Origin of the sequence: Candidatus Erwinia dacicola, assembly GCF_001756855.1 — a bacterium.
Lineage (GTDB): Bacteria > Pseudomonadota > Gammaproteobacteria > Enterobacterales > Enterobacteriaceae > Erwinia > Erwinia dacicola.
Window position 1 is genome coordinate 1 of sequence record NZ_MAYS01000523.1, and the last position, 3477, is coordinate 3477.

Below are 3477 nucleotides of genomic sequence, written 5' to 3' on the forward strand. Positions count from 1 at the left end.
CGCATCCAGCCACAGGTAGGCTATTCTCCTTCTAGCGGTCGTTGCAGGAACGCCTGCACGCGCTCATCGATGCCGCGGTAGATGGACGACACCTAGCTGCGGGAGATAGCGGTCATTCCCATTTCCCCGAGTACTTCACGCGCTTAGGCAGTAAATCAATCGTCTGACTGCACTTCTTCATCACGCTGTTCAGCAGTACCCATGCACAGCTTCCCACCAGCCCCGCAAGGGCAAACAGTACCGCAATCAGTATCCGTTTCGGACCGTCACGCTTAACAGGTTCGTAAGGCGCACGCATGTACTTGAACGGCTTAACGGTAAGCTCATCAATTTTTAGGTTGTTAAGTTTTTCAATATACAGTCGACGGTTTTGCAGGTCGGCATCGAGCTGTGACGGGTCGGTAATTGATTTCTCAATCGACAGCTTACGCTCTAGGCCGTCAGCACCCAGAGTGACGGAAAAATCCGGGTCATCCTGAATGACAGTGCCGTTGCTCCAGGAAGGTTTTTTCAGACCGGCAGAGCGGGCGATATCGAGGGCATACTGCAGGCGGTCGAGCTGAATCCGGTGCAGATTTTGCGCCCGCTTTAAATCAAATTCATAGCGCCCCATTTCTTTGCCTTTCAGCATATCAACCTGATATTTCAGACGCTGATGCAGCTCCTGCTCCACCACCGTGGTGACATAATTGATATAGCCTTCCAGCAGGTCGCGTGCGGCGGTGGGCGTTTTGGCGGTGTATTTAATCTTGTAATAACGATACTCTTTTTTATTGCCGTCTTTGTCCTGCACCGAACTGTAAGAATCGATATTGCCGTTGAGAATGGCATTGATCAGGTGATTACACATCTCCGGGCTGTCGGCTTTATCCTTTACCAAATCTTTGAAGTAGGTGGTGTTAACTAGATATTTTTCGCGCAGGCTGCGTGAATCAAAGTTGCGCATAAAATCAGACAGCAGCGAATCTGGGTTGATATCGGTTTTGATATTCAGCACTGCCAGCTCGGTCAGCACCTTTTCCATGCTGCGCAGCTGCGGTGTCTCAGCAGGCACCAAAATGGTGGAGCTGGTCCAGCGCTGTGGCATTAAATAGCTAACGCCAATCCCTGCCAATAATATCAGCACGGTAAAACCAGCAATCAGATATTTACGGCTCAGAATAATTGAAAGTAGCTCAAGCAAGTTTATTTCGTCATCGGGGCGAGAATATGAATTGCCAGAATTCGCGATACGCCGTGGGTACGCATGCTCGTCAGAGGTGATGTAACTCATAGGTTCTTTTCCTGTAATACTTGCGATAGCGGATCGTGACGCAGACTTAGTCTTGTTGTATTTTTTGCCTTTTGGATGATTGATGGCAAAGATTGATATAGTTTGTTTTCGCTGTTCTGAAACTCATGGGGTTATCCGAAACGGTCACTCCGGCTCAGGGGCGCAGCTCTATCGCTGTAACCAATGCCTGAAGACCTTCCAGCTCAGCTATCGCTACAACGGAGCTAAACCAGAACCCCATCAGGCCATCGTTGATAGGGCGATGAACGGTTCCGGATGCCACGATACAGCACGGGTTGTACGGATAAGCCTCAATACCGTTCTTCGTCATCCAAAAAACTTACGCCGCACTAGGTAGCGCAAAACGTAGAGCCTAGGGCAGAGTTAGTTATCTGCTGTGAAGCCGATGAGCAGTGGTCATATGTCCGGTGCAAAGGCAATCAGCGATGGTTATTTTATGCTTGCGATACTCATCCAAAAGCGAGTCCCTGCACATGCATTTAGCCCTCGTAATGCTCTGACCTTAAAGCGTCTTCCTGTACTGTTGAGCCAGTTTAAGCTCTCTTACACCCCGATAGCTCAGGGCAGGAGATACAGCGCTACATTTTGTTAACAAATTTGATGTTTAACGAAATACATCACATTAATGCCACATCACCCCCTCCCCCTTATATCGGAGCTAATATAACACAGAATATTCTTATTTTTAAAAATTAACCATAACTAAAACGTTAACGAAAAGTTATTTATTGGCAAAATATTTAATAGATGTACATATCTTTCGTCTTATTTACTGACGACAAACTAAGAATCTTCTTGGTATGGAAAGCGTATTTACCCGGCGAAGAAGCGTTACCGCTCCGCCGCCTGTTCCATCTACGTCCGCCCTTTATACGGCCCGGCCACCACCGAATCACGCACCACCAGCTGGCCGTTAAAGGCTGGCAACGGTTCGGTTGGCTGACCATCCAGCATCAGCACCAGTTTTTCCAGCGTGTGTTTGAGTATCTTGCCAACCGGCATATGCACCGTGGTCAGCGGCGGCACAAAGAAGGAGGCCATCGGAATTTCATCGAAGCTTAGCAGCGAAACATCCTGCGGAATGCGCTTACCGCTGGCGTATAGCGCCCTGACTGCCGCAATCACCATGTCGTCGTTACTCGCCACCAGTGCGGTAAACTCAACTCCGAGCTGAAGCAGCTGCTGTCCGGTTTCAACCCCGCTAAGCGGCATCTAGCTGCCGTGTGCGATTAGCTGTTCATCAAAAGGAAGGTGATGTGAATGCAACGCAGCGCGGTAGCCATTCAGGTCAGGCAGCTGGTGCCGGTAGGCGAACCGGGCGATCTGGCAATAAACGCGATGTCACGATGCCCCTCGGCGACTAGCTAATTAACTGCATCAAAGGTATTCTGCTTGTGGGCGGCAAAAACTCAGTGCTGCGGATGCTGTTGCAACTGGCGATTAACGACAATAATCGGCTTGCTGGTTTGCTCAATAATCTCATCCAGCTCGGCGATATTGAGAAAGCGCGGGTAGATGATAATCACATCACAGCGCAGATCGAGCAGGAACTCGATGGCCTGCCGCTTCTGACGCGCGTCATGCTTACCGTCCGCAAGGATCAGCTGGCGCCCATGCTGCTCGGTGACGGTGGCCGCCTAGAATAACAGCTCGCTAAAATAGGGGGCGTTATAATTAAGGTATTGGCCAGCACCAGCCCGATATTCTGCAATTTACTAGTGGCCAGATTACGCGCCAGTAAATTAGATCGATAGCCCATCTCTTCAATCGCCTTACATACTTTATCTTGGGTGGTTTTACTGACGTAACTATTTCCCGCTAATACCCGGGAAACGGTGGCTTTTGATACGCCCGCTTTTTTCGCAACATCTAGCATGGTAATCATTGTGGTATCCTGAAGATTAATTCCTGTTTCTCATAATACCCTGTTTTATCACCTGCCCAAACCTGATGTAGTAACAACATGAAATTAATAGCCTTATCAAGATTCATTGTTGCTACTTTTAATTTAATGCTGATAAATAAGTGAGTTAATAATAATTAAACCTGCCGATAACCTGATTAACAATATATCTATTACCAACATAAAACTGAGGTTTTACTCAGGCGTTGGCTTTGTTGAATAAATAAAAATTATGCTGTGATTCCATAAAGACAGCAAGGATCTATAACATAAAATCAGT

Annotated in this window: 1 protein-coding gene and 3 pseudogenes; 1 reads left to right on the forward strand and 3 read right to left on the reverse strand. The window is 47.9% G+C overall.

Features of this window, described 5'->3' with window-relative positions; translation table 11 throughout:
• Positions 1 to 122, reverse strand: a pseudogene (locus BBW68_RS18950) (transposase); the annotation flags it as partial.
• The gene (gene wzz(fepE) / locus BBW68_RS13340; protein WP_070135731.1) at positions 113 to 1273 is read right to left on the reverse strand and encodes an LPS O-antigen length regulator Wzz(fepE); all 1161 of its coding nucleotides are present in this window, start codon (positions 1271 to 1273) and stop codon (positions 113 to 115) included. The gene wzz(fepE) and the pseudogene BBW68_RS18950, both read right to left, overlap by 10 nt.
• Positions 1274 to 1355: 82 nt before the next feature.
• On the opposite strand from wzz(fepE), the pseudogene BBW68_RS19980 reads away from it, so the two are divergent.
• Positions 1356 to 1841: pseudogene (locus BBW68_RS19980) on the forward strand (IS1 family transposase); the annotation flags it as partial.
• 308 nt (positions 1842 to 2149) lie between these two features.
• Here BBW68_RS19980 and BBW68_RS13345 read toward each other — a convergent pair.
• A pseudogene (locus BBW68_RS13345) lies at positions 2150 to 3179 on the reverse strand (LacI family DNA-binding transcriptional regulator).
• Positions 3180 to 3477: the final 298 nt, after the last annotated feature.